Below are 21,062 nucleotides of genomic sequence, written 5' to 3'. Positions count from 1 at the left end.
GCGGTGGGATCTGGTTAGCGCCGACACACTGAACGTCCCGTGAACGAGACAGGGAGGTAGTCCTATGTCGCCCTTCATCTCACGCAACCTGGCTGTTGTTCTGGCTCGAGTTGGTTTGCTCACCACGGCTTCGTGGAGCCTCACCGGATGTGGCCCGGCGGGTCCCCCGGACGAGCCGCTCGAATCCAATGCTCAGGCCATCGTCGCCGAGGAGGCCGGTGATGGCGACGAGGTGTGCTCCGGCGAGGAGCCGACCTTCACCTCGCGTGAAATCGTACGGGATCTCTCGTTTCCCATGCGGATCGTCTGGGGGCCGGATGATTACCTGTGGCTCACCGAGCGCACCGGGAAGCGGGTCGTGCGCGTGAGGCCGGAGGACGGCCTTCAGAAGACCGCGATCACCATCCCGGAGGCGTTCCAGTCGGGAGGTCAGGACGGGCTGCTGGCCCTGGCGCTGCACCCGGATCTGCTCAAGCACAAAGGGAAGGACTACGTGTACGTCTCCTTCACCTACAACGTCGCGGCCGATCCAGCGGTGGACCGCAGGACGAAGATCCGCCGCTACACGTACAACCGGGTGACCGAGACCCTCGGGAGCCCTGTCGACGTCATCACGGGCCTGCCCGGGAGCGACGATCACAACTCCGCGCGGCTCCTGTTCGGCTCCGATGGGAAGCTCTATTACACCATCGGGGATCAGGGGAACAACCAGTTCGCCAGGATGTGCAACCCGAACCGCGCGCAGGAGCTGCCCACGGCGGCCGAGGTCGCGGCGCACGACTGGCAGAAATACGTCGGCAAGATCCTGCGCTTGAACGTCGATGGCTCGATCCCGAAGGACAACCCGAAGATCGACGGGGTCCGCAGCCATATCTACTCGTACGGCCATCGCAACGCGCAGGGCCTCACGTTCGGCCGGGGCGACAAGCTCTACGCGAACGAGCACGGGCCGAAGAGCGACGACGAGCTGAACCTCGTCCAGGCCGGCAAGAACTATGGCTGGCCGTACGTCGCCGGCTACCAGGACGACCAGGCGTACACGTACGACAACTGGTCGGCCTCGAGCCCGACGCCGTGCAACGAGCTCTTCTGGAGCGACTTCGCTCCTCCCGAGTCCGTGCCGCGGCAGCTGGAGAGCGCCTTCAGCCATCCGGACTTCAAGGAGCCGCTCCTCACCTTCTACACGGTCCCCAACGACTACGTCTTCTTCGACTGGGCGTGCGGCTTCAGCCAGTACATCTGCTGGCCGACGATCGCGCCCTCCTCGCTCCACTACTACCCTGCCGGGCACGGCATCCCCGGGTGGGATCACGCTCTCCTGATGACCTCCCTCAAGAAGGGCGCCGTGTACAAGGTGAAGCTGAGCCCGAACGGGAAGACCGTGGAGGGCGAGCCCACCGTCCTCTTCCAGACCACGAACCGGTACCGCGATCTCGCGATGAGCCCGGATCGCAAGACCTTCTACATCATCACGGACACCACGGGGAACACGAGCGGACCGACCGGCGGCGTCACGACGGTCCTGGACAACCCGGGGGCGATCCTCGAGTTCAAGTACACGACATCCCACTGAGCCAGCACCGGAGTCGCGGGCCTGCGTCGTACCGGCGCAGGCCCGTCAGTTCCAGAGCCGCGCGACGAGGCCGTGGGTGGGAAAGGTCTGCCGGGTGCCGGCCACGAGCAGCTTGCCGTCGGTCGAGAGCGTCATCGACTGCACGACGTCCTCTTCGCCGAGGTAGAGCGCCTGAACGCCCTTGTCGCCGAACGTCGGATCGAGCGCGCCGTCGGGCAGGAAGCGCACGAGGGTGGGCTGGCTGTTCGCGCCCTGCCCCACGTTGCCGGCGACAACGATGCGGCCGTCGGGCATGAGCGCCATGTCGACCGCCTCGCCGCCCGCGAGGCCGGCGAGCGCGAAGCCGTCCTCTCCAAAGGTCGTGTCGAGCAGGCCGTCGGCGTCGAGGCGCACAACGAGGAAGTCGCTCGATCCCGCCTCGGTGCTCCGGGCGCTCACGAGAATGCTGCCATTGGGCTGGACGACCACGGCCACCGGCTCCTGCTCGCCGGGCCTCACGATCGTCAGGTCTCCCAGCCCGCTGACCGCGCCGTTCGCGGCGAGCTGCGCCAGCACGATGTCCCGATCGCCGCCCTGCTCCGCCCAGCCGGCCACCAGCAAGCCGTCCGGACGTGCCGCCAGCGCCGTGCCGGCGCTCGGGCCGACGCCGAGCGGCGCGATCCACCCCACCGTGGCGAACTTGGTGTCGAGGTAGCCGTACGTCGGGTTGATCGCCGCGACGAACAGCTGCCCATCGCGCTCGCCGGTCACGAGGAGCTGCTCGGACGCCGACAGATCCATGGCCGTCACGTGCTCGTCGCCGCCGAGATCGATCAGGCCCTTGCCCGTGTTGGCCGAGTCGATGGTGTCCTGCGTCCCGTTGTCCCGGTAGCGCAGGAAGGCGATGTCGTCCGTGGCCTCCCCCCTGGCGTAGCCGGCGAGGAAGACGGCGCCGTTGAGGAGGCGCGTGATGCCGCGGATCTCCTGGTATTCCGTGCAGCTGCAGAAGCTGCTCGTCACCCGGCCGCCCGCGAAGGCGGCGTCGAGCGAGCCGTCGCGCAGCACGCGGAAGCCCTCGAGCTTCGCCGCGCCGAGGCCGTTGATGCTGTTGCCGGCGGTCAGGATCTGCCCCGACGCCGCCTGGCGGATGTCGTGGAGCCCTCCGCCGTCCGAGGCGAGGTTCCACGAGGTGATGCCCGCCGCGCCGAAGCTCTCGTCGAGCGTGCCGGGTTTGCCCGTGACCACGGCGCGCGCGCTGTCGGTGCGCGCCATCCGGCCGGAGGTCGCGATGAGGTCGAGGTCGAACGCCGTGCCCAGCGTGAGCGCGCCCGAGGCGCCGACCTCCAGCGTGCCCCTGCTGCTGCCCGACGGGATGGTGATCGGGTCCGCGACGAGGCCGACGGGCGCCGCCTGCACGTCGACAACGACCGGCTCGTCGAAGCCGCCGATGCGGGTAATCGCGACGGTGACGTGGTTGACGCCGTTGTAAGGGACATCGACCAAGTCCGCCAGGATCGCGAACGTGAAGTCGCCCTCGGCCTGGCCCCCCTGCCCGCCGCCTCCGTCGGCCGTCCCCCCGCCGTGCGTCGAGGTCGAGGACGAGGCGCCGCCGCCGGCGCCCGAGTCGAGCGACACGTCCTCGATGCCGAGGAGCGCCTCGCAGCCGAGGAGCGCCGCGGCGCCCCCCAGGAGGGCCGCGCGGGCGGCCACGCGGGCCAGGGCGGCGGTTCGTCGATGGCTTGTGCTGTTCACGGCCCGCCAGGCTAGGTCACCCGCGGGACGGCGTCGAGACGGCGGCCGCCTCGCGGGCGCTCGCGCACAGGCGCTCAGGCGCTCGCGGGCGCCCGGTGGAGCTGCAGCAGGTCCATCGACGGCGCCCTGCCGGTCAGCCGGAGATCGTAGCGCTGCTGCAGCAGCCGCAGCACGTTCGGCGAGAGGAACGCCGGCAGGCGCGGCCCGAGCACGATGCCCTTCACGCCCAGGCTGAGCAGGGTCAGGAGCACGGCCACGGCCTTCTGCTCGAGCCACGAGATCACCAGCGTCAGGGGCAGCTGGTTCACCCCGCAGCCGAGCGCCTGGGCGAGCGCGCCCGCCACGCGGAGGGCGCCGTAGGCGTCGTTGCACTGCCCCATGTCGAGCAGCCGCGGCAGGCCGAGGTGCGTGCCGTGGTCCTGGTTGCGAATACGGTACTTGCCGCAACCCAGCGTGAGAATGAACGAGTCCCGGGGCGTCTGCGCGGCGTAGTCCGTGAAGTAGCTGCGCGCCGCCTCGGGGCCGTCGCAGCCGCCGATCAGGAAGAACCGGCTGATCTTCCCGGCCTTCACCGCCTCCACGATGGCGCCCGCGTGGGCGAGGATCGCCTCGTGGTGGTAGCCGACCTCGGTCTCGCGGACGAAGCGGTCGGGCAGCGGCGGGCTCGCGAGGGCCGCCTGGATGACCTCGGAGAAGTCGCCGCCGCGCACGCGCCGGCCGCCGGGCACCGCGGTGACGCCGGCGGTGAACAGGCGATCGCGGTAGGCCTCCTTCGGGACGAGCACGCAGTTCGAGGTCATCAGGATCGGCCCAGAGAACGCCAGGAACTCGGCCTTCTGGTGCTGCCACGCGGAGCCGTAGTGGCCGACGAGGTTCGGGTGGCCCGCGAGCTCCGGATACGCGTGCGCCGGCAGCATCTCGCCGTGGGTGTACACCCTCACGCCCGTCCCCTCGCACTGCCGGAGCAGCTCGGCGAGGTCCGAGAGATCGTGCCCCGAGACGAGGATCCCCGGCCCCGCCACGGTGCCTTCCCGGACCATCGCCGGCTGCGGCTCGCCGAAGCGCATGCGATGGCCCTCGTCGAGCATCCTCATCACGAGGAGGTTCACCTGGCCGCACTCCATGCAGAGCTCGAGGAGCGCCTCGGGGTCGAAGCTCACGTTGGTCAGCGTGGAGAAGAGCGCCTCCTCGAGGAAGCCGTTCACCCGCTCGTCGCGCATGCCGAGCTTCCGCGCGTGGTGCGCGTAGGCGGCGACGCCCTTCACGCCGTAGATCAAGAGCTCCTGGAGCGACTGCACGTCCTCGTCCTTGCCGCAGACGCCGGCCGTGGTGCACCCGGTCCCGTGGGATGCTTGCTCGCACTGGTTGCAGAACATGGTCATGACGGACCTCGAGGGTTGTGGGCCCACGCGCGCCGCGCGGGCGCCGGCCGGAGAGCGCGCGTGGTCCGCAGCGCAGCCACGCAGGGCGCGTCCTCGGCGGCCACGACGTCAATCAACGATCGTGCCGGCGGCTCGCCCCGGATCCCGAGAGGCCAGAAGGGGACAAGGCCGGGCTCTCGGGCGCTGCCCCGCGCCGGCCGAGGCGCAATCACGGCGCAGGGGTGCAAATGGTGCGCGCGCCTGAAACGGATAGCGCGGCAGCCCTGTGTGTCAGTAGTATGGAGGATCCTTGAACTCTGAATGAGGTCGCAGTGGAAAATCATACCATGGTCAAACGAGGGCGCTTTGCCCGGTTTCACCGTTCCATCTCGCTCGCCCTGATCTCGCTGAGCGTTGCCTGCGGCCAGGCACCGGCTGGCGACGGAAACGGCAACAGCAACGGCAGCGGCAGCGGCAACGGCAGCAGCAGCGGCGGCGGCAACGGCAGCAGCAGCGGCAACGGCAGCAGCAGCGGCGGCGGCAACGGCAGCAGCAGCGGCGGCGGCGGCGACGGCAACGGCACCACGGCGCCGCCCCCCTCCCTGATCGGGGACGTGTCGTTTTCCACGCCCAGCCAGACGTTCAGGGATCAGATCCAGGTGGGGATGTCCACCCCCATCGAGGGGGCCGAGATCCGCTACACGCTGGATGGGCTGCTGCCGACAGCGTCGTCCACGTTGTACACGGGCGAGCCCGTGACCCTCACCGAAACGACGCAGGTCCGCGCGCAGGCGTTCGTTGGAGGCGCCGCGAGCGGCGCGGTGAGCACCGGCCTCTACATCGCGCGCACCTTCGACGCGACCTCTGATCTTCCCATCGTGATCATGGACGGTTACGGCATGGGCAAGCCGACGGACAAGGAGGTCTACTTCGACGCCGCGGTGATGATCTGGGAGCCGGTCAACGGCGTCGCGTCGATCGCGTCGCTGCCCACGCAGGCGATGCGCGGCGGGTACCACGTGCGCGGTCAGTCGTCGCGGAACTTCCCGCAAACACCGTACAAGCTCGAGCTGTGGGGCAACGACGACAAGGACCTCGACTACCCGGTGCTGGGCATGCCCGCCGACTCGGACTGGGCGCTGATCCCTCCCTACTACGACCGCACGTTGATCCGCAATCCGTTCACCTACGGCCTCGGCCGCGACATGGGCCTCCAGGTGCCACGGGTCGAGTTCGCCGAGGTCTACCTGAACTACGACGCGCGCGTCATCGGCGAAGCGGATTACCAGGGCATCTACTGGATCTCGGAGACCATCAAGAACAACAAGGTCCGCACCGATCTCAAGGAGCTCGAGGAGACGGACCGGGCACTGCCGGACATCAGCGGCGGCTACATCTTCAAGTTCGACCAGGCGGCCGCCGAGGAGCCGAAGCTCACCTGCACCGGGTCGGATCCCCTCCCGTCGTTCAGCTTCGGCGCCGGCGGGGGTCCCCGTCCCGACGAGGGCGGCACGTGCTGGATCGATCTCGAGGTCGTGGACCCCGATCCCCTGAACGACGAGCAGGCGACCTGGCTGACGCAGTACATCCAGCAGTTCCACGACAGCATCCACCAGACGCCGATCGGCGATTACGCGTCGTTCATCGACGTGCCGTCGTTCATCGATTACCTGATCATCAGCGAGCTGACGCTCAACGTGGACGCTTACGTGCGGAGCGCCTACTATTTCAAGGATCGCGATCAGAAGCTCAAGGCCGGCCCGCTGTGGGACTACAACTTCGCGCTCGGCGGGGTGGGCGCCCTGAGCGCGACGCCGCAATCGGCGACCGACACCGGCTGGCGCTTCAGCGGCACGAGGAACGTCAACAACTGGTATCAGAAGCTGACCGCGGATCCGAGCTTCATGGCGCAGGTGAAGGCGCGCTACACGGCGCTTCGCCAGACGCACCTGTCCGAGGCCGCGATCGAGGAGCGCATGAACAGGCTGAGCGCGCCGCTCGCGCAGGCCGTGGTCCGCGACTTCGCCAAGTGGCCGGTGTCGAGCATCATCGAGTCGAGCGAGGGTTTCCTCGGCGGCCCCACCGCGCCGACGTGGGAGGGGCAGCTGCAGAGCATGCGCGACTTCCTGCGGGCCCGGCTCGCCTGGATGGACGCCAACCTGCCGTGACGCGGCGCGAGCCGCCGCGCGCGGCCCTGCTCGGCCGCGCGCGGCGAGGCGCTAGCTGCGCTGCAGCCGGCCCACGGCGAACGCGCCGTCGCCGAGGAGGGCCTGCGCGCCGAGCGCGATCATCAGGAAGGCGACGTACTCCCAGCCGCCCCCCTGGCCGGCGAACATCCAGCCGTTCGGCAGGTGCACGAGCAGCGCGCCGATCATCACCGGCAGCAGCAGGAGCGAGACAAGGCGCGTCCTGAGCCCGGCGAGGAGCGCCGCGCCGCCGAGCAGCTCGGCGAGGAACACGGGATACGCCGTCCAGCCCGGGAAGCCGCTCGCCGCGAAGAACGCGACGGTGCCCGGCAACGTGAACACGAGCGGCTTGGCGAGCGCGTGCGCCAGGAACACGGCGCCCAGCCCGAGGCGCAACATCAGCGCGGCCAGCTCGGCCGAGCGGGGAACGGAGAGGATCGCTTCGACACGGTTCATAGTTGATGCCTCCATGAACCGAGGAGTAAGCCCCGGCGCCGCGCCACGGTAGAGCGCGCCCGGGAACGAATTGTTCTCCGGGGAGAACGATCTGCCGCTAGGCCCACGAGATGCCGCGGAACGCGGCCGCCAGGTGGTCGATGAGCCGCCGCACCCGCGCGGGCGGGCGCCGGCCGGCCGCGTGCACCGCGTAGATGCCCATGGGCCTGGGCGCGAACGCGTCGAGCAGCGTGACCAGCCGCCCGGCCGCGAGATCCTCGTCGACCATGAAGCGCGGCAGCACCGCGAGGCCGATCCCGGACACGGCCGCCTCGCGGAGCGCCGTCCCGTTGCTCGCCGTCAGCGGGCCGGAGACGGGGACGGAGAGGCGCCCGCCGGCCCCGTAGAAGCGCCACTCGTCCTCGACGCGCAGGTGGAGGTAGCGCAGGCAGTCGTGGCGCAGGAGATCCCCGGGCTGCTCGGGCCGCCCCCGCCGATCGAGGTAGCCCGGCGCGCCGACCACGTGCAGCGCCGTCGTGGCGAGCTGGCGCGCGACGAGGCTCGAGTCCTTGAGCTTCGTGATCCGGATGGCCAGGTCGACGCGCTCCTCCACGAGGTCGACGAGCCGGTCGTTCAGCATGAGCTCGACGTGCGCGCCCGGGCTCGCCCGGAGGAACCGCGCGAGCGGCTCCGCCAGGTACATCTGCGCGAAGCTGACCGGCGCGTTGAGCCGGATGCGGCCCCGGTCGGCGTCGGACGCGCCCCGCACCGCGGCGGCGGCCTCCTCGAGCACGCGCGCGCAGCGCGCATAGAGGTTCATGCCGGCGTCCGTGACGGTGAGCTTGCGCGTGGTGCGCACGAGCAGGCGCTCGCCGAGGCGCTCCTCCAGGCGCGCGACCCGGGTGCTCACCATCGACTTCGACACCCCGAGCTCCGCCGCGGCCGCGGTGAACGAGCGGCGCTCGACGACGCGCGCGAAGCACAGCAGGGCGGGCAGATCGTCGAAGAGCGGGTCGACCATGCGCCCACTGTGCGCGGCGGGGCGGATTGTTCGCAACAGCGAACATCCCGGGCTCGGCGCCGCCCGCCACGGCCCGGCGAGGGGCGATGCCGCGCGGCGGGCGGCCAGGGCCGCTCGCGGAGCGCGACGTTCAGAGGAGCGCGACGTTCAGAGGAGACCAGGCGACGACGCCGCGACGCTCCGCTGGCCGCGTGACGCGGCGCGCGACCGCCGTACGCCTGCTGTCGACGCACCGGCACCGCCTGTCGCGGCGTCGCTCCACGCGGGATTTCTGCACGAGAGCAGCAAGCCCCGTGCCCGGGCCTGCGAATGGATGGCAGCAAGAAGGCGTTCGAGCTGGGCCTCCCACACCACGTCGCCGCGATCACGCGTAGCGCCCGGATCGGCGCCCCGCTATAAAGGAGCAAACCACGAGAGAGGGGGTTCCATGGCCAGCTCATTCGGTTACCTGAGCACGAGCGTCGACGTCTCGTCCGTATCGTTCGACGCGATCAGCAAGTACATGCAAGTGCTCCTCCTGCGGAACATCGCGACGGGGACCTGGGTCTTCAGCAAGGGCGCGATGCAGTCCGTCAAGGGGTGCGTGCTCGCGTCCCCGTCCACGCCGGACGACAGGGGTCAGACCGACCAGGACTATGTGCATCACTGGATCCGGGACGCGGCCATCTGCATTCCGGAGGCGCTCGACAACCCGGTCTTCACGGCGCGGACCATCTGCGAGGATTACACGATGTTCTCGGCGCTGTGCCAGGAGAACGCCGAGCGAGCGAGCAGGTTCGCGCTGGCGTGCTTCCACATCGACGGCACCGTGCGCGACAACTGGACCTCGCAGACGGATGGCCCGGCGCACCGCATCTTGTCCCTGCTCGCCATCGAGGATCGGCTCTCGCTGCAGGCGCTCGCCACGGCCAGGTCCGTCATCGAGAAGGACACCCGGTACCTCCTCTCGGCCTACAAGGAGCAGACGCACAACCTCTGGGAGGAGACGGCCGGGTTCAGCTTCTATGCCCGCTCCGTGCAGAGAAAGGCGTTCCTCTCGCTGATCAGCCGCGCCGACGAGCACGGGCTCTCTCCGTACATCAACGACATGTGGGCGGCCGCGGAGTGGCTGGGCAGCCAGATGGCGACGCACCAGGGCACGTACGACGGGCAGCCGTACTACGCGTCCATCACGGGGCCGAACGGCAGGCCCGTCGAAGGCAGGGGAGCGACGCTCAACGTCGATGTCGTCATGTCGGCCGTCTACGGCTCCACGAACTGCGCGGATCCGGTGCTGCTCTCGACGGCCGCGCTGGTGCGCGAGGCGTTCACCCAGGGCGACCGGCGGTACCGCATCAACGACGCCGATTGGGCGCTGCCTCGGAGCAGGGGGCCGATGATCGGGCGGTACCCGGAGGACACGTACGACGGCAACCTGTCGGATGCTGGTCCGGACGCCGGTCACCCGTGGGCGCTCACGACGTGCAACTTCGCGGAGCTCTATTTCATGCTCGCGGCGAAGATCAAGAGCTCCCCCGGCGCCGTGCTCGTGAACGCCACGACGCAGAAGTTCTTCGCGCAGGTGGGCGTGAGCGATCCCGCCGATCCGGACATCGCGGCGAAGCTGATCGACGCGGGCGACAGGATGCTCGAGGCGGTGATCTACCACTCCGATCGCCTCCAGCTGAGCGAGCAGTTCGATCGCGACAACGGGTACGAATGCAGCGTGAGCGATCTGACCTGGAGCTACGCCACCTTCCGGAGCGCGGTCAGGGCGCGCGAGGCCGCTGTGGGGGATTTTCCGAGCCGCCACGGGTAGCCTCGTTCTCCACGAGGTCGGCCGCCCGGGGTGGTGATATCTCACTCGCGCGGAGGAACTTCACTCAAAGGCTGTATGGCGGGAAGTCCTCGGGTTCGCCCTCGACGGACAACCCGCTGCGCCGTCCAGGGACGTGGGCGCGGCGCGGAGAGCTCAGGCGGCTCGCTGCCCAGCCGAGCCCATGACCACCGAAAAAGCCTCGTCATCGCGCGCTCGGGTTCCGGACGAACACCGCGCAGGGCGCAGTCCGAGCGGCCGCTTCGACCACTTCGATTTTTTTGGAAGAACCCCCTTGCGCAACTACTTCTGGATCCGTAGAAGTAGTGCGTGCCCTCGACACTGGAGCGTCACGCTGAACAACTGGCCGCGCTCGGTCACCCCGTCCGCCTCGCGGTTCTGCGCTTCGTGGTGCAGGCCGGCGCCGACGGCGCATCCGCAGGCGAGATCCAGGCGCACATGCACATGCCTGCATCCACGCTGAGCCATCACCTGAAGCGGCTCGTCGACGCCGGCGTTCTAAGGACGCGCGGAGAAGGAACGTTCCACTACTACAGCGCCGACTACGCGGCGCTTCGCGGCCTCACGGACTACATCTGGGAGGACTGCTGCAAGCGCGGGAAGAGTTGCTGTTAATTTTTTTCTCCATTATTTCGAAAAATTTGGAAGGAGCACCTGAGATGAACGTCCTCAAGCCTCACGTTTCGCTGAACATCTCCAACATCGATGCCTCGGTCGCGTTCTACGAGAAGGCGTTCGGTGTGCGCGCCGCGAAGCGTCGGCCTGGCTACGCCAAGTTCGACCTTGCGTCGCCTGCCCTCAACCTGACCATGCAAGAGGCGCCGCGCACGGGCGTCAACGCGAGCCATTTCGGCATCCAGGTCGCGAGCACCGACGACGTGCTCGAGGCCAGGCGCGCCTTCGAGGCGGCCGAGCTCAAGACCTTCACGGAGGAGAACACCGCGTGTTGCTATGCGGTGCAGGACAAGGTCTGGATCGAGGACCCCGACGGCAACTCGTGGGAGGTGTTCGTGGTGAAGGGCGACGCGGACGTGATGGGAAGCCAGCCTGCGAAGAGCGAGCCTGCGAAGAGCGAGGCGGCGTGCTGCGCGCCTGGCTGCTGCGCGCCCGCGAAGCTCGGCGATGCAGCGCGCTGATCTCACCCGAAGGGCCGTCGCCGAAGCGCTCGGGACGGCCCTCCTTCTCGCGACGGTGGTCGGGTCCGGGATCATGGCGGAGCGCCTGGCCGGCGGCAACGCAGCCATGGCGCTGCTCGCGAACGCGATCGCCACGGGTGCTGCGCTGGTCGCCCTCATCCTGACCCTGGGGCCCATCTCCGGCGCGCACTTCAACCCAGTGGTGACCGTGGCTGACGCTTCGCAGGGCGGCCTTCCCTGGCGCGAGGTGCCACCGTACGTGCTCGCCCAGGTGGCCGGCGCGTTCGCCGGGGTAGCCGCAGCAGACACGATGTTCAATTTGCCGGTCTTCTTCGTGTCGAGGCACGTCCGTACAGGGTTGTCGCAGTGGTTCAGCGAGTTTGTCGCGACTTTCGGTCTGCTTGCGGTGATCTGGGGATGCTCGCGCCGGCGCTCCGAGGCGGTGCCGCTCGCCGTGGGTGCGTATATCACCGCCGCATACTGGTTCACCGCATCGACCTCGTTCGCGAACCCTGCGGTCACCGTCGCCCGCGCCGCGACCGACACGTTCGCCGGCATCCGTCCCATCGACACCCCGGGTTTCATCGTCGCCCAGGTCGCCGGCGCTGCGGCCGCGACAGTGTTCTTCCGCTGGCTGGTGCCAAACCTGCCCCAGCGCGCATCCGATGTCGTCGTTCCACGGGAGGAGGCCCGCACGTCATGACAACCACACCGAAGCTGATCGTCTTTGCCTGCGTCCACAATGCGGGCCGATCGCAAATGGCCGCAGCATGGTTCAACGCCCTGGTCAACCCGTCGCAGGCGCGCGCCATCTCGGCCGGCACCGAGCCCGGCTCGCGCGTTCACCCCGAGGTGCGCGAGGTGATGCTCCAGGTCGGGATCGACCTGTCCGGGTCGACGCCGCAGAAGCTCACGGACACGCTCGCAGCGGACGCGTACATGCTGATCACGATGGGCTGCGGCGAACCTTGTCCGGCGGTCCCAGGCATTCGCCGCGACGACTGGCCCTTGGAGGATCCGAAGGGAAAGCCGCTGGAGCGCGTCCGTGTTATCCGCGACGAGGTGAAGGCGCGCGTCGAGGCGCTCATCGCGGCCGAGGGGTGGAGTTGAGCAACGCGAAGATCGAGCCGGCTGCGTCGGGCGATCTCGACGTGGTTCGGGAGCTCCTTGTCCGCGCGGAGCTACCGACGGCGGGCCTGCTCGACCAGTTCCCCGCCGCGTACGTGATCATGCGGCGCAGCCTGGAGCTCGTGGGCGTAGCTGGGCTCGAGACGTACGGGCGAGCTGGCCTGCTGCGCTCCGTGGCCGTGGAGCGGACGCTTCACGGGCAAGGGCTCGGCCGGGCGCTCGTCGCCAACCGCATCGATGCGGCGCGGGTGGAGTCGCTCGAGGCCGTCTACCTGTTGACCACGACCGCTGCGGACTATTTCCGGGCGCTCGGCTTCGCCTCGACGCCGCGCGAGGCGGTTCCAGCCGACCTCGCCGCCTCCCTGGAGTTCGCCGGCGCCTGCCCGGCCTCGGCGGCCTGCCTGGTGCTCCGCTTGTGAGGCCAGGAGGCCGCGCAGCTTCAACTCCGGGGTCCGCTCCTCGGGGCGGAGTCAGGCTCGGTCCTCGGACGCCACCGAGATGGCAACGCTCCCCCTCTTGCGCGCTCTGAAGAAGGATCGGCAGCGCGACCTGGGTCGAGAGAAACACGCCACCTTCCTTCAACGAGCCCTTGCAGCGCGAGAACGACGTCTTGCCCACGGCGTCGAAGAGGATGTCGTAGTCCTCGCCGCCCTTGGCGAAATCCTCCTTGGTATAATCGATGACGCTGTCTGCCCCCAGCGACTGCGCGACGTTCACCTGCTCGCCCGCTCGCCCGGTGCGGCGCTGGACAGCCCGGCGCCGCTCGGGGAACACTCGGGCATATGGGATACGAGGGGGACGACGATAGCGCTCAGCTGGCTCGCCGCCTGGAGGCGATGGAGCAGGAGATGGACTCGCTGCGGGCGGACGCACGCAGATGGCGCGCGCTGATGGCGGCGCGCTGCTTCAGCGTGTCGATCCACCACCCCGTCGGCAGGACCCACGCCGTCAATGCCGGCTGGGAAGCGCTCTGGCGGGCCCCAGCCGAGGCGTTCTTCCAGCTGAACTACAACATGCTGGAGGACCCGCAGCTCGTCGAGAACGGGATCATGCCGCACGTCGAGCGGTTCTTTCGCGGCGAGGAGGTCGCGATCCCGCCGATCAGCTACGACACCGACGCTGTCGAGGAGCTCACGGGCAAGGCGGGCGGCGCGGTGTGGGTCTGCTCCTTCGGCGTGCCGGTGCGCGACGCCGGGGACGGCTTCGAGGGCGTGCTGTTCCAGTTCGCCGTCCCGGAGGCGGCCGAGATCCAGCACAAATACGAGGCCCTGATCGAGGAGCAGCGGACGCTCCAGGCCTCGCTGGAGGCGCGGAACCGGGAGCTCGAAGAGACGGTGCGGGTGATCGCGGCGCAGCGGGACGCGATCCAGGCGATGAGCGTCCCGGTGATCCGCGTCGCGGACGGCGTGCTCTGCCTCCCCATCGTGGGCATGATCGACGACGCGCGGGCCAGCGCGCTCCTGGAGCGGCTGCTCGAGGCGATCGCCGCGCAGCAGGCGGCGCAGGTGCTGCTCGACATCACCGGCGTGCCGGCGCTCGACGCCCGGGCCGCCGCGCAGCTCGTCGGGGCGGCGTCCGCAGCGCGGCTGCTCGGCGCGTCCTGCACGCTGGTGGGCGTCTCGCCCGCGCTGGCGCAGACGCTTGTCGAGCTCGGCGTCGACCTCGGCGGCCTCGACACCGCGGCGACGCTGGCCGAGGGGCTGACCCGGGCCCTCGCCGCGCGCCGCGGGGCGGCGCAGCGGAGCGCGGCAGTCGCGGCGCAACGGAGCGCGGCGGTCGCGGCGCAGCGGAGCGCGGCGGTCGCGGCGCGCGCGCCCGAGCGAGGCGAACGGGGAGAGGCGCATCGGCCGGCGGCGCTGCCCCGTGGAGAGGCGCATCGGCCGGCGGCGCTGCCCCGCGGAGAGGCGCATCGGCCGGCGGCGCTGCCCCGTGGAGAGGCTCCGTCCCGCAAGCGGTGAGCGCTCGTCCTGCTACGGCGCCGCGTCGTCCTTGGCCGGCGGGGCGCCGAGCCCGAGCTCCTTGAAGAGGAACGCGAACACGTCGGCTTGCTCCTCGATCTCCTCGGAGAGCGGTGTCCCGGCCCCGTGGCCCGTCGAGCCGCTCGCCCGGAGCAGGATGGGCGCCGAGCCCGACGAGGCCGCTTGCATCCGCGCGGCCATCTTCCGCGAGTGCCATGGATCCACCCGCGGGTCGTTGGCGCCGGTCAGGAACAGGGTCGCCGGATAGGCGGTCCCGTCCTTGACGTGGTGATACGGCGAGTAGGCGTGAAGGGCCTTGAACTGCTCGGGGTCCTTCACCGTGCCGAACTCGGTCACGTTGAACGCCCCGTTCGGCGTGAGCTCCACCCGGAGCATGTCGTAGATACCGACGTGCGACACGACCGCCTTGACCATCTCCGGGTGCTGCGTCAGCAGCGCTCCCATCAGCAGACCGCCGTTCGAGCCGCCGCGGATGGCGAGCCGCGCCGGGCTCGTGAAGCGCCCGTCGACGAGGTGCTGCGCGCACGCCGCGAAGTCGTCGAAGACGTTCTGCTTCTTCGTCAGGTTGCCGCCGCGGTGCCACGCCTCCCCGAACTCGCCGCCGCCGCGCAGGTTGGCGATCGCGACCACCCCTCCTTGGTCGAACCACAGCCGGTAGAGCGGGTTGAACCCGGGCGCCATGCTCGTCCCGTAGCCGCCGTATCCCGTGAGCAGCGCCGGCGCGGTCCCGTCGAGCGGCGCGCCCTTCCGGCGCAGGATGTTGATGGGAACCTTGGTCCCGTCCTTCGAGGTGCACGCCTCCCGGGCGACCTCCACGTCGGCATAGGAGACAGGGGCCGTCATCGCGAGCGGCGTCTTCGTCACCTTGCCGTCCCTGGCCGAGTACGCGAACCAGGCCGCCGGCTCGGTGTAGCTCACGCCCCGAAAGAGCATGTCGTCGCCTTGCGTGCGCACGACCTGCCGCACCGAGGAGACCTGCGGGATCGGCACCGTCCCGAGCGCCTTGCCCTTCAGATCGAAGACGCGGACCTGCGACGGCCCGCCGAGCAGATCGCGGACGTAGAGCCGCCCTGTCGTGGGCAAGAAGTCCTGGATCACCGCCTCGCTCTCGGGCACGACGAGCTCCGCCCTGGCGAGGTCCAGCTTGCCCGGCGAGAGGCGCAGCACCTTGCCGCGCGGCGCGTCCTTGCGCGAAAGCAGGTAGAGCCGGTCGTCGGCGCCGAACACGACCCGGATGATCTTGTCGGGCAGGTCGGCGAAGCGCGTCCACTTGCCCGAGGCGTCGAGGAGATAGTGCCAGTACTCGCCTCCATCACCGTTCTGCACGCTGGCGAGCACGAGCTTGCCGCTCTCGCTCGTCGTGAGCTCCACCTCGGCGATGCGGGGGAATTCCGTGCCGAGCGCGTACTTGTCGTCCTTGTCCGGCGTGCCGAGCTTGTGGAAGTAGATCTGCTGAAAGAAGCCCATGTCCTCTCGCGGGCGCTCCCCGGGCCGAGGGTGCCTTGTGTAGTAGAACCCCTTACCATCGCCGGTCCACGCCAGGCTGCCGCCCGCGGTGCCGCTGTTCGCGTAAGGGACTGTGTCGCCCGTCTCCTTGCCCGTCGCCACGTCGTAGACGCGCACGGTCCCGCTCTCGGTACCGCCTTCGGACAGGGAGACAGCCACCTTCTTGCCGTCGCGCGACGGGACGAACCAGTCGATGGTCGTGTGCCCTTTCGGGTCGATGGCCTCTGGATCGACGAGGGTCCGCGCGGAGGCGGGGTCGTTCACGGACCTCAGCACGACGAGGAAAGGCTGCTGCTTCGGCGGCTGGTCCTTGAGCGCGAAGATCTGCCCGCCGGCCTCGTCGAGCGCGTAGTGGTTCGCGGAGGTCGCCGACAGGATCTCCTGCACGCGCGCCCGGATGGCGCCGCGCGCCGGCACGGCGTCGAGGGTGGCGCGCGAGAGCTGGTTCTGCTCGGCGACCCAGCGCTCCACCTCGGGGGAGCTCCCGTCCTCCAGCCACTGGTAGTCGTCGACGACCCGGGTGCCATGGTACTCGCTCGCCACGGGCCGCTTCGCGGTCGCTGGATAAGGCAGCCGCCCCGGTCCGGAGGGCGCTGCCGGCGCGGCGTGCGGCGGCGGGGTCGCGGCGGCCGGGGACGCGGCCGGCTTGTCCAGCGGCCTCGACGCGGGGGCGCTGCACGCCGCGAGCAGCGGCAGCACCAGGGTGACGGCGGGGGTCGTACGCAGGCGGTTCATGTCGCAGACGCTAGCCGGCGACAGGGCGGTCACGGAAGAGGGCGAGCGCCGTCGCGATCCTGCAACCGTGCAAGCCGGCTCCTCGCAGAATCGAAACCCACCCGATCGTCGCCCGAGACATAAGTAGGGGATTTTCCGAAGGGTGTACTTGGTACGAAGGATGCTTAGTCAGGGACCAGCTCCGCCGGCGGCCTCCGCCTAACACCCCGAGGCGCCCGGCGGCGCTGCTATTTTGTCCTCTTGATTTCGGGCGGCCGCTCTGGTCACGGCGCCTCGATGGTCGAGGCCGCGGGGCGCCGGCGTCCCTGCGTCGATGGCAGAGGTCGCCCGGGCACCCGGGCAGCGCGCGAGGCGCGGCGCCGTTCCTGCTACCGTGCGCCGCATGGCGACTCACGGGAACGAAGGGGCGGCTGCGAATGGCGAGGTCAGCGAGATCGACGAGAGCGTCCTGAGGGATCTCGAGTCGAGGTACGCCGACGTGGCTTGCCCGGTGCACGGCGGACCGCCGAGCTTCGAGCTCGCGCCCGACGGCTCCGTGATCGAGCGCTTCTGCTGTCCAGCGCTCCTCTCGATCGTCCGCGAGCTCCAGGTCGCCGCGGGCGAGCGCCCTCCGCCTCCAGAAGGCGAGGACGAAGAGGTCAGAGGCTAGCAGCTCCTCGTCCAGCGAAATTGCCGCGCGGAGCTCGTCGCACGTTCAACACCGGGCTTGGCGCGCAGCGGGTTCGCTCACCATTCTTGGTTCAGCTCGAACGGTGCGGCGTATTTTGAAACGCTGCATGTATATCCGTCGGGGCTACGACCATCGAGGACCAGCGCGCGCGCCGCCGGATCGAGGACACGGCGCCACGCGCTCAAATGAAGGTGCGCACAATCTGTCCCGGTGTCGCCCACCGCCACCGGAAGCTCGCCGGACGCAGCCACGGTCTGGCCGACCATCCCCGTGGCGTCGAACGGGGCTAGATGAGCGTAGCCCACAAAAAATCCGGGTATTCTGGAGCTCTCGATGATGAGCTGATACCCCCTCCCAGGATCGTTCGCGCTCTTGCCCGCGAATCGAATGATCCCGCTGATCGCAGAGCGCAAGCGCATAGGCCCCATCGTGATCTCCGTGTCGCAGCCGCCGAGCGTCGTGTTCCAGTCGTCCGCGGTCGCATCGGAGCACCCATGATAGGGGCTCCCCTCGACGCGCCTCCACGATTTTGATTCGAACGGCCAGGCAAGGATGCTCATGCCATCCTCCCGGATCGCCTCGCGGTCCGACGCCTGCACGGCCGCCGCCGGCCTGGCCTGCGCGGTGAACGTCACGCGATCGATGTTCACGTTGATGTGGTGGGCGCCGCCGGCCGCCTGGCATGCCCCCGGAGTCGGCTGATAGCCAAGAGGGTCATGGTCAGACACATGCACCTTGTACGACTGGCCCGACGTGAAATGGAACATCCCCAGAAGCGACGTGCGCGGCGTCAGCGTGGACGCCCACTGGTCGATGACCACCTCCGACGACTTGAAGTCGTCTTCCACGCCGTAGCGCACCGCGCGCGACTGGTCGCAGAAGGCGAAGTATTCGGCGTACACGGGCTGCTCGCCGCTCGATGGCGCCGAGATGGTGAACGTCGCCGTGCAGTCAGGAACGCTGACGCTATAGGTCCAGAACCAGCTGCCCTGAGGCCCCGCGTAGCACCCCACGAGGTCGGTGCCGCATGATTGCTTTGTGATCGACGCGTCGGACGTGCACGCGAACGACACCGACGGGAGCTCGTCGTCGACGGTCGTCTGCATCGGCTCGGTGTCGAGGTTGTATTTCATGCTCGCCAGCGCTCGCAGCCCTGCTTCAGCGGTGCTCGCCGCATCTCTCCAGAAGGAGATCGTCGCGTCCCGTTGGCCGCCGACAAAAGGATCCACGGCCAGGTAAACGAGCCAGTTGGTGAAGCCGAGCTCCTCTCCTTCGACGAACGACGACGCCGCGCGCGCGAGCTCCGCGAAGGCAATATACTTGAGCTCGGCCAGCTCCACGCCGTCGACCTTCACGTCTGCCCGCTCGAGGCCGTAGGCGTAGAGCGTCGACAGCGCGCACAGGGTGCTCGACCGCCGGTGCGCATCTCCATTCCCGAGGGCCAGATCGAGGGCGAGCCCTGCAGCTGCCGCCAGCTTGGTGCCCGCCGCCTGCGTGATGAGCTTCGCTTTCACGAGAGAATCGACGATCACGGCGGGCAGGCCGATCGTCACTCCAGCCTCCAGGAGCGTGTCGACGGTCACGACCCCGTGCTCAGCCGCCTTCGCCACCGCGACCACGAGCTCGTTCATCTGCGCGTCGTGACGAGCCGCAACGCGGCCTGCCGCCACCTCGAATCCGGCCACGACGGACGGATCGGTGCTCAGCCCTATCGAATCGAGGTAGGATCTCATCACATCGATGCGCGTCAGGTCGGCGGCCTGCGAGAGGACCCAGAGCAGCTCCACCTGAGCGGCGCCCTCGTCGAGCTGCGCGCCGACGGCGACGAGCTGAAGCGCTGCGGATAGCTTGCTGAACCGCGCCTGAACGTTCGCGAAGGTCGTATGCTTGAAGGAGGCCGGCTGGTCGGCGTACCAGCCCCACAGCCCCCGCAGTCCCCGATTGACGTGCTTGCTGAGCAGAGCCTGTGAATAGAGGAGATCGGCGCTGGACGCGAGCTCGTTGCGCGCGGACGCGAGGATCTGAGCCGCGATGGCGTAATGCGCCCCGCCGTCGCCCACCGTCGGCCGGAGCAGGACCTGCTCGAACACGTCCGTGAAGACGCCGTGCCGGAAGATCGGGTCGCTATAGGCGGTGCGGAAGATATTATTGACTGGGGGGCCGTCCCACACGCCGAAATCGAAGTTGATAGGGCACACGTGAATCGCGCTTCGAACGGTGCCGATCTGGACGAGATCGAGCTCCGGCAGCTCGGGAAGGGCGACCGCATGAGACGAAAAGTGGTCCACGAGGAACGCGGCGTGGGCCCCATCCGACGTTACCATGGCGCTGGCGTACTCCCCCGTGGACATGAGGGAGCGCACCCACGCTCCCTGCACCGGGTCAAAATAAAGGGCTGTCAGGGGTCGCCCCGGCGTCAAGCGCCGCGTGAGCGGGACGAGGACGAGGGCGGGGGCATCGAAGACCGTCCCCTCCGGCAGGAGCTCCACGCCACCGACGAGGACCAGACCGTCGGGGAGAGGGCTGGCGGCCGCAGCGTCGCTCAACTTCGCTATCGTGATGTCCGTCGGCGCCGAGAGCGCGTCGCGGGGAATAGAAATGAGCCCTGGACCGCCGCTCGAGGATACAACGCCTCCCATGGGACCGACTGTGCCTGTCACCGGGTCGCCGCCCGTCTCGAGCTCGGCCGGGTCGACCAGGTCGACTATCTCGACGTCGACGAATGTTCCAGGCTTCGACGCGACTCGAACCTCGAGGCGGTGCTCTCCGTCGTACAATCCACGGACGAGCACGTTGAAGGCCGCGGGCCTGCCGTTGAAGTCGTCGGGCGAAGCGGCGCGCAGCGACGTATCCAAGGTGATCCACGCCGCGGCGGCCGCGTGGCCCTTCTCCCCGCCGGTCGAGACACGAAGGCAAATATCACCCGCTGCCGCAAACATGACCGCGCCGACATCTGGCGCCTTCTTCGCGCGATCGACCCGCACGTGAGCTAGGGCTGGCCCGTCGCATGGCCCTTGAAAGGATACATCCGGAATGGCAGCTGGTTGGGGAGCGTCGCCGCGCGGCGCTTTGCCGTCCAAGCAGCCGGCTGTGATCGCAACGAGAAGGCAGCAGATCACGCGAATGAGCGTGAACGATGGGTGACTCATGATTTCCCCCGCGCTCTGCGCTATTGGCCGGCAGATCGTATCGGCTCGAGATGGAAGAAAAAAGAATCAAAGCGATTCAGAAATGTCAAGAGCAGTTCACGTCGCTCACATGAGGCGACAGATGGCTCCCTATGCGCCCGCTCTCCTCCTGAAGAGCGACACTGTGTCAACAACATACTCACCCGGGTTGCGGTACCTGAACCAGCATTTCTAGGTCACCGTCCTGAGCCGACGGGCATGACATGACGATGGACGACACGGCGCCCTCTCAAGAGCCCCTGTGTGTGTTGGCGCTCCATGTAATGTAGAGGATCGCTGTGGGCCGCCTTTCGCTCCAGCAGGACGACGGCTCGCTCACGCGCCCGATGCCCTGCCGAGGGGCCCTCGACACGCCCGAACACCGAGGCGCGCTCGGGTCGGTGATGGGCCGAGCATCACGCCCGTGGCGGAGGCCCGTTCGCCGGCGCGATGGCCATCAGCCGATCCGAGCAAGAGAGCATCGATTCCGCTGGATTCTCCGCTCCCCAGGCGAAGCCATCGACGAGGCTCTGCGCGCCTGCCCTCGCCTGCCGTACCGCCTCGGCCTTGCACCCAGGCGTGAACACCCTCCTCTTTCTCCGTTCGATCGATGCCTCC

The 21,062-nt window shown here is 68.9% G+C and carries 16 protein-coding genes and 1 pseudogene; 10 read left to right on the top strand and 7 right to left on the bottom strand.

The window, feature by feature from the left end; translation table 11 throughout:
• The first annotated feature begins 115 nt into the window (after positions 1-115).
• Positions 116-1,573 carry a glucose/sorbosone family PQQ-dependent dehydrogenase gene (locus WMF22_RS04390; protein ID WP_438034937.1) on the top strand — a complete coding sequence of 486 codons (1,458 nt, stop codon included), beginning with the start codon at positions 116-118 and terminating at the stop codon, positions 1,571-1,573.
• Between the two features lie 45 nt (positions 1,574-1,618).
• Here WMF22_RS04390 and WMF22_RS04385 read toward each other — a convergent pair whose 3' ends face one another.
• Together WMF22_RS04385 and hcp are read right to left on the bottom strand one after the other, a co-directional pair.
• Positions 1,619-3,304 carry a delta-60 repeat domain-containing protein gene (locus tag WMF22_RS04385; RefSeq protein WP_438034936.1) on the bottom strand — a complete coding sequence of 562 codons (1,686 nt, stop codon included), beginning with the start codon at positions 3,302-3,304 and terminating at the stop codon, positions 1,619-1,621.
• 74 nt (positions 3,305-3,378) lie between these two features.
• Positions 3,379-4,680: a hydroxylamine reductase gene (hcp, locus tag WMF22_RS04380; protein WP_438037236.1), complete on the bottom strand. Its 1,302-nt coding sequence runs from the start codon at positions 4,678-4,680 to the stop codon at positions 3,379-3,381.
• A 332-nt stretch (positions 4,681-5,012) separates the two neighbouring features.
• Here hcp and WMF22_RS04375 point away from each other — a divergent pair, with 332 nt between their 5' ends.
• The gene (locus WMF22_RS04375) at positions 5,013-6,833 is read left to right on the top strand and encodes a CotH kinase family protein (RefSeq protein WP_438034935.1); all 1,821 of its coding nucleotides are present in this window, start codon (positions 5,013-5,015) and stop codon (positions 6,831-6,833) included.
• Positions 6,834-6,884: 51 nt separating this feature from the next.
• On the opposite strand, the gene WMF22_RS04370 is transcribed toward WMF22_RS04375, so the two are convergent.
• Entirely contained in the window at positions 6,885-7,307 is a 423-nt protein-coding gene (locus tag WMF22_RS04370; protein WP_437297853.1) for a DoxX family protein, read from the bottom strand.
• A 97-nt stretch (positions 7,308-7,404) separates the two neighbouring features.
• Positions 7,405-8,307: a LysR family transcriptional regulator gene (locus WMF22_RS04365; protein WP_437297852.1), complete on the bottom strand. Its 903-nt coding sequence runs from the start codon at positions 8,305-8,307 to the stop codon at positions 7,405-7,407.
• A gap of 427 nt (positions 8,308-8,734) precedes the next feature.
• Here WMF22_RS04365 and WMF22_RS04360 point away from each other — a divergent pair, with 427 nt between their 5' ends.
• The 6 genes from WMF22_RS04360 to arsN2 all read left to right on the top strand — a co-directional run bounded on the left by WMF22_RS04360 (position 8,735) and on the right by arsN2 (position 12,806).
• A complete protein-coding gene (locus tag WMF22_RS04360) occupies positions 8,735-10,105 on the top strand; it encodes a glycoside hydrolase family 15 protein (protein ID WP_437297851.1) in 1,371 nt (456 codons plus the stop codon).
• Between the two features lie 327 nt (positions 10,106-10,432).
• Positions 10,433-10,738 carry an ArsR/SmtB family transcription factor gene (locus tag WMF22_RS04355; RefSeq protein ID WP_437297850.1) on the top strand — a complete coding sequence of 102 codons (306 nt, stop codon included), beginning with the start codon at positions 10,433-10,435 and terminating at the stop codon, positions 10,736-10,738.
• A gap of 44 nt (positions 10,739-10,782) precedes the next feature.
• Entirely contained in the window at positions 10,783-11,259 is a 477-nt protein-coding gene (locus WMF22_RS04350; protein WP_437297849.1) for an ArsI/CadI family heavy metal resistance metalloenzyme, read from the top strand.
• The gene (locus tag WMF22_RS04345) at positions 11,246-11,962 is read left to right on the top strand and encodes an aquaporin (RefSeq protein ID WP_437297848.1); all 717 of its coding nucleotides are present in this window, start codon (positions 11,246-11,248) and stop codon (positions 11,960-11,962) included. The genes WMF22_RS04350 and WMF22_RS04345 overlap by 14 nt, the downstream gene beginning before the upstream one ends.
• Complete coding sequence (locus WMF22_RS04340) at positions 11,959-12,369, top strand: low molecular weight phosphatase family protein (RefSeq protein WP_438034934.1); 411 nt, start codon at positions 11,959-11,961, stop codon at positions 12,367-12,369. Before WMF22_RS04345 ends, WMF22_RS04340 begins: the two co-directional genes overlap by 4 nt.
• The gene (gene arsN2, locus WMF22_RS04335) at positions 12,366-12,806 is read left to right on the top strand and encodes an arsenic resistance N-acetyltransferase ArsN2 (protein WP_437297846.1); all 441 of its coding nucleotides are present in this window, start codon (positions 12,366-12,368) and stop codon (positions 12,804-12,806) included. Before WMF22_RS04340 ends, arsN2 begins: the two co-directional genes overlap by 4 nt.
• 136 nt (positions 12,807-12,942) lie before the next feature.
• On the opposite strand, the pseudogene WMF22_RS04330 reads toward arsN2, so the two are convergent.
• A pseudogene (locus WMF22_RS04330) lies at positions 12,943-13,104 on the bottom strand (zinc-binding dehydrogenase); the annotation flags it as partial.
• A gap of 65 nt (positions 13,105-13,169) precedes the next feature.
• Between WMF22_RS04330 and WMF22_RS04325 the strand changes: the two are divergent.
• Positions 13,170-14,345: an STAS domain-containing protein gene (locus WMF22_RS04325; RefSeq protein ID WP_438034933.1), complete on the top strand. Its 1,176-nt coding sequence runs from the start codon at positions 13,170-13,172 to the stop codon at positions 14,343-14,345.
• Between the two features lie 12 nt (positions 14,346-14,357).
• Here the strand turns inward: WMF22_RS04325 and WMF22_RS04320 are convergent, their stop codons facing one another.
• Positions 14,358-16,607 carry a prolyl oligopeptidase family serine peptidase gene (locus WMF22_RS04320; protein WP_438034932.1) on the bottom strand — a complete coding sequence of 750 codons (2,250 nt, stop codon included), beginning with the start codon at positions 16,605-16,607 and terminating at the stop codon, positions 14,358-14,360.
• Between the two features lie 382 nt (positions 16,608-16,989).
• On the opposite strand from WMF22_RS04320, the gene WMF22_RS04315 reads away from it, so the two are divergent.
• Positions 16,990-17,256: a hypothetical protein gene (locus tag WMF22_RS04315; protein WP_437297843.1), complete on the top strand. Its 267-nt coding sequence runs from the start codon at positions 16,990-16,992 to the stop codon at positions 17,254-17,256.
• Between the two features lie 77 nt (positions 17,257-17,333).
• Here the strand turns inward: WMF22_RS04315 and WMF22_RS04310 are convergent, their stop codons facing one another.
• Positions 17,334-20,216: a hypothetical protein gene (locus WMF22_RS04310; RefSeq protein WP_438034931.1), complete on the bottom strand. Its 2,883-nt coding sequence runs from the start codon at positions 20,214-20,216 to the stop codon at positions 17,334-17,336.
• Positions 20,217-21,062: the final 846 nt, after the last annotated feature.

Origin of the sequence: Sorangium sp. So ce204, assembly GCF_051526795.1 — a bacterium.
In the GTDB taxonomy this organism is placed as follows: domain Bacteria; phylum Myxococcota_A; class Polyangia; order Polyangiales; family Polyangiaceae; genus Sorangium; species Sorangium cellulosum_B.
The sequence above is the reverse complement of the archived record's forward strand: the minus strand, read 5'-3'. Positions and strand labels throughout refer to the sequence as shown.

Bases quoted from the DNA above. Each gene is read 5' to 3' on its own strand.
- WMF22_RS04350 (WP_437297849.1), top strand. From the start codon at position 10,783: ATGAACGTCCTCAAGCCTCACGTTTCGCTGAACATCTCCAACATCGAT.
- WMF22_RS04340 (WP_438034934.1), top strand. From the start codon at position 11,959: ATGACAACCACACCGAAGCTGATCGTCTTTGCCTGCGTCCACAATGCG.
- WMF22_RS04315 (WP_437297843.1), top strand. From the start codon at position 16,990: ATGGCGACTCACGGGAACGAAGGGGCGGCTGCGAATGGCGAGGTCAGC.
- WMF22_RS04360 (WP_437297851.1), top strand. From the start codon at position 8,735: ATGGCCAGCTCATTCGGTTACCTGAGCACGAGCGTCGACGTCTCGTCC.
- hcp (WP_438037236.1), bottom strand. From the start codon at position 4,680: ATGTTCTGCAACCAGTGCGAGCAAGCATCCCACGGGACCGGGTGCACC.
- WMF22_RS04345 (WP_437297848.1), top strand. From the start codon at position 11,246: ATGCAGCGCGCTGATCTCACCCGAAGGGCCGTCGCCGAAGCGCTCGGG.
- WMF22_RS04320 (WP_438034932.1), bottom strand. From the start codon at position 16,607: ATGAACCGCCTGCGTACGACCCCCGCCGTCACCCTGGTGCTGCCGCTG.
- WMF22_RS04370 (WP_437297853.1), bottom strand. From the start codon at position 7,307: ATGAACCGTGTCGAAGCGATCCTCTCCGTTCCCCGCTCGGCCGAGCTG.
- WMF22_RS04375 (WP_438034935.1), top strand. From the start codon at position 5,013: ATGGTCAAACGAGGGCGCTTTGCCCGGTTTCACCGTTCCATCTCGCTC.
- WMF22_RS04325 (WP_438034933.1), top strand. From the start codon at position 13,170: ATGGGATACGAGGGGGACGACGATAGCGCTCAGCTGGCTCGCCGCCTG.
- WMF22_RS04310 (WP_438034931.1), bottom strand. From the start codon at position 20,216: ATGTTTGCGGCAGCGGGTGATATTTGCCTTCGTGTCTCGACCGGCGGG.
- WMF22_RS04365 (WP_437297852.1), bottom strand. From the start codon at position 8,307: ATGGTCGACCCGCTCTTCGACGATCTGCCCGCCCTGCTGTGCTTCGCG.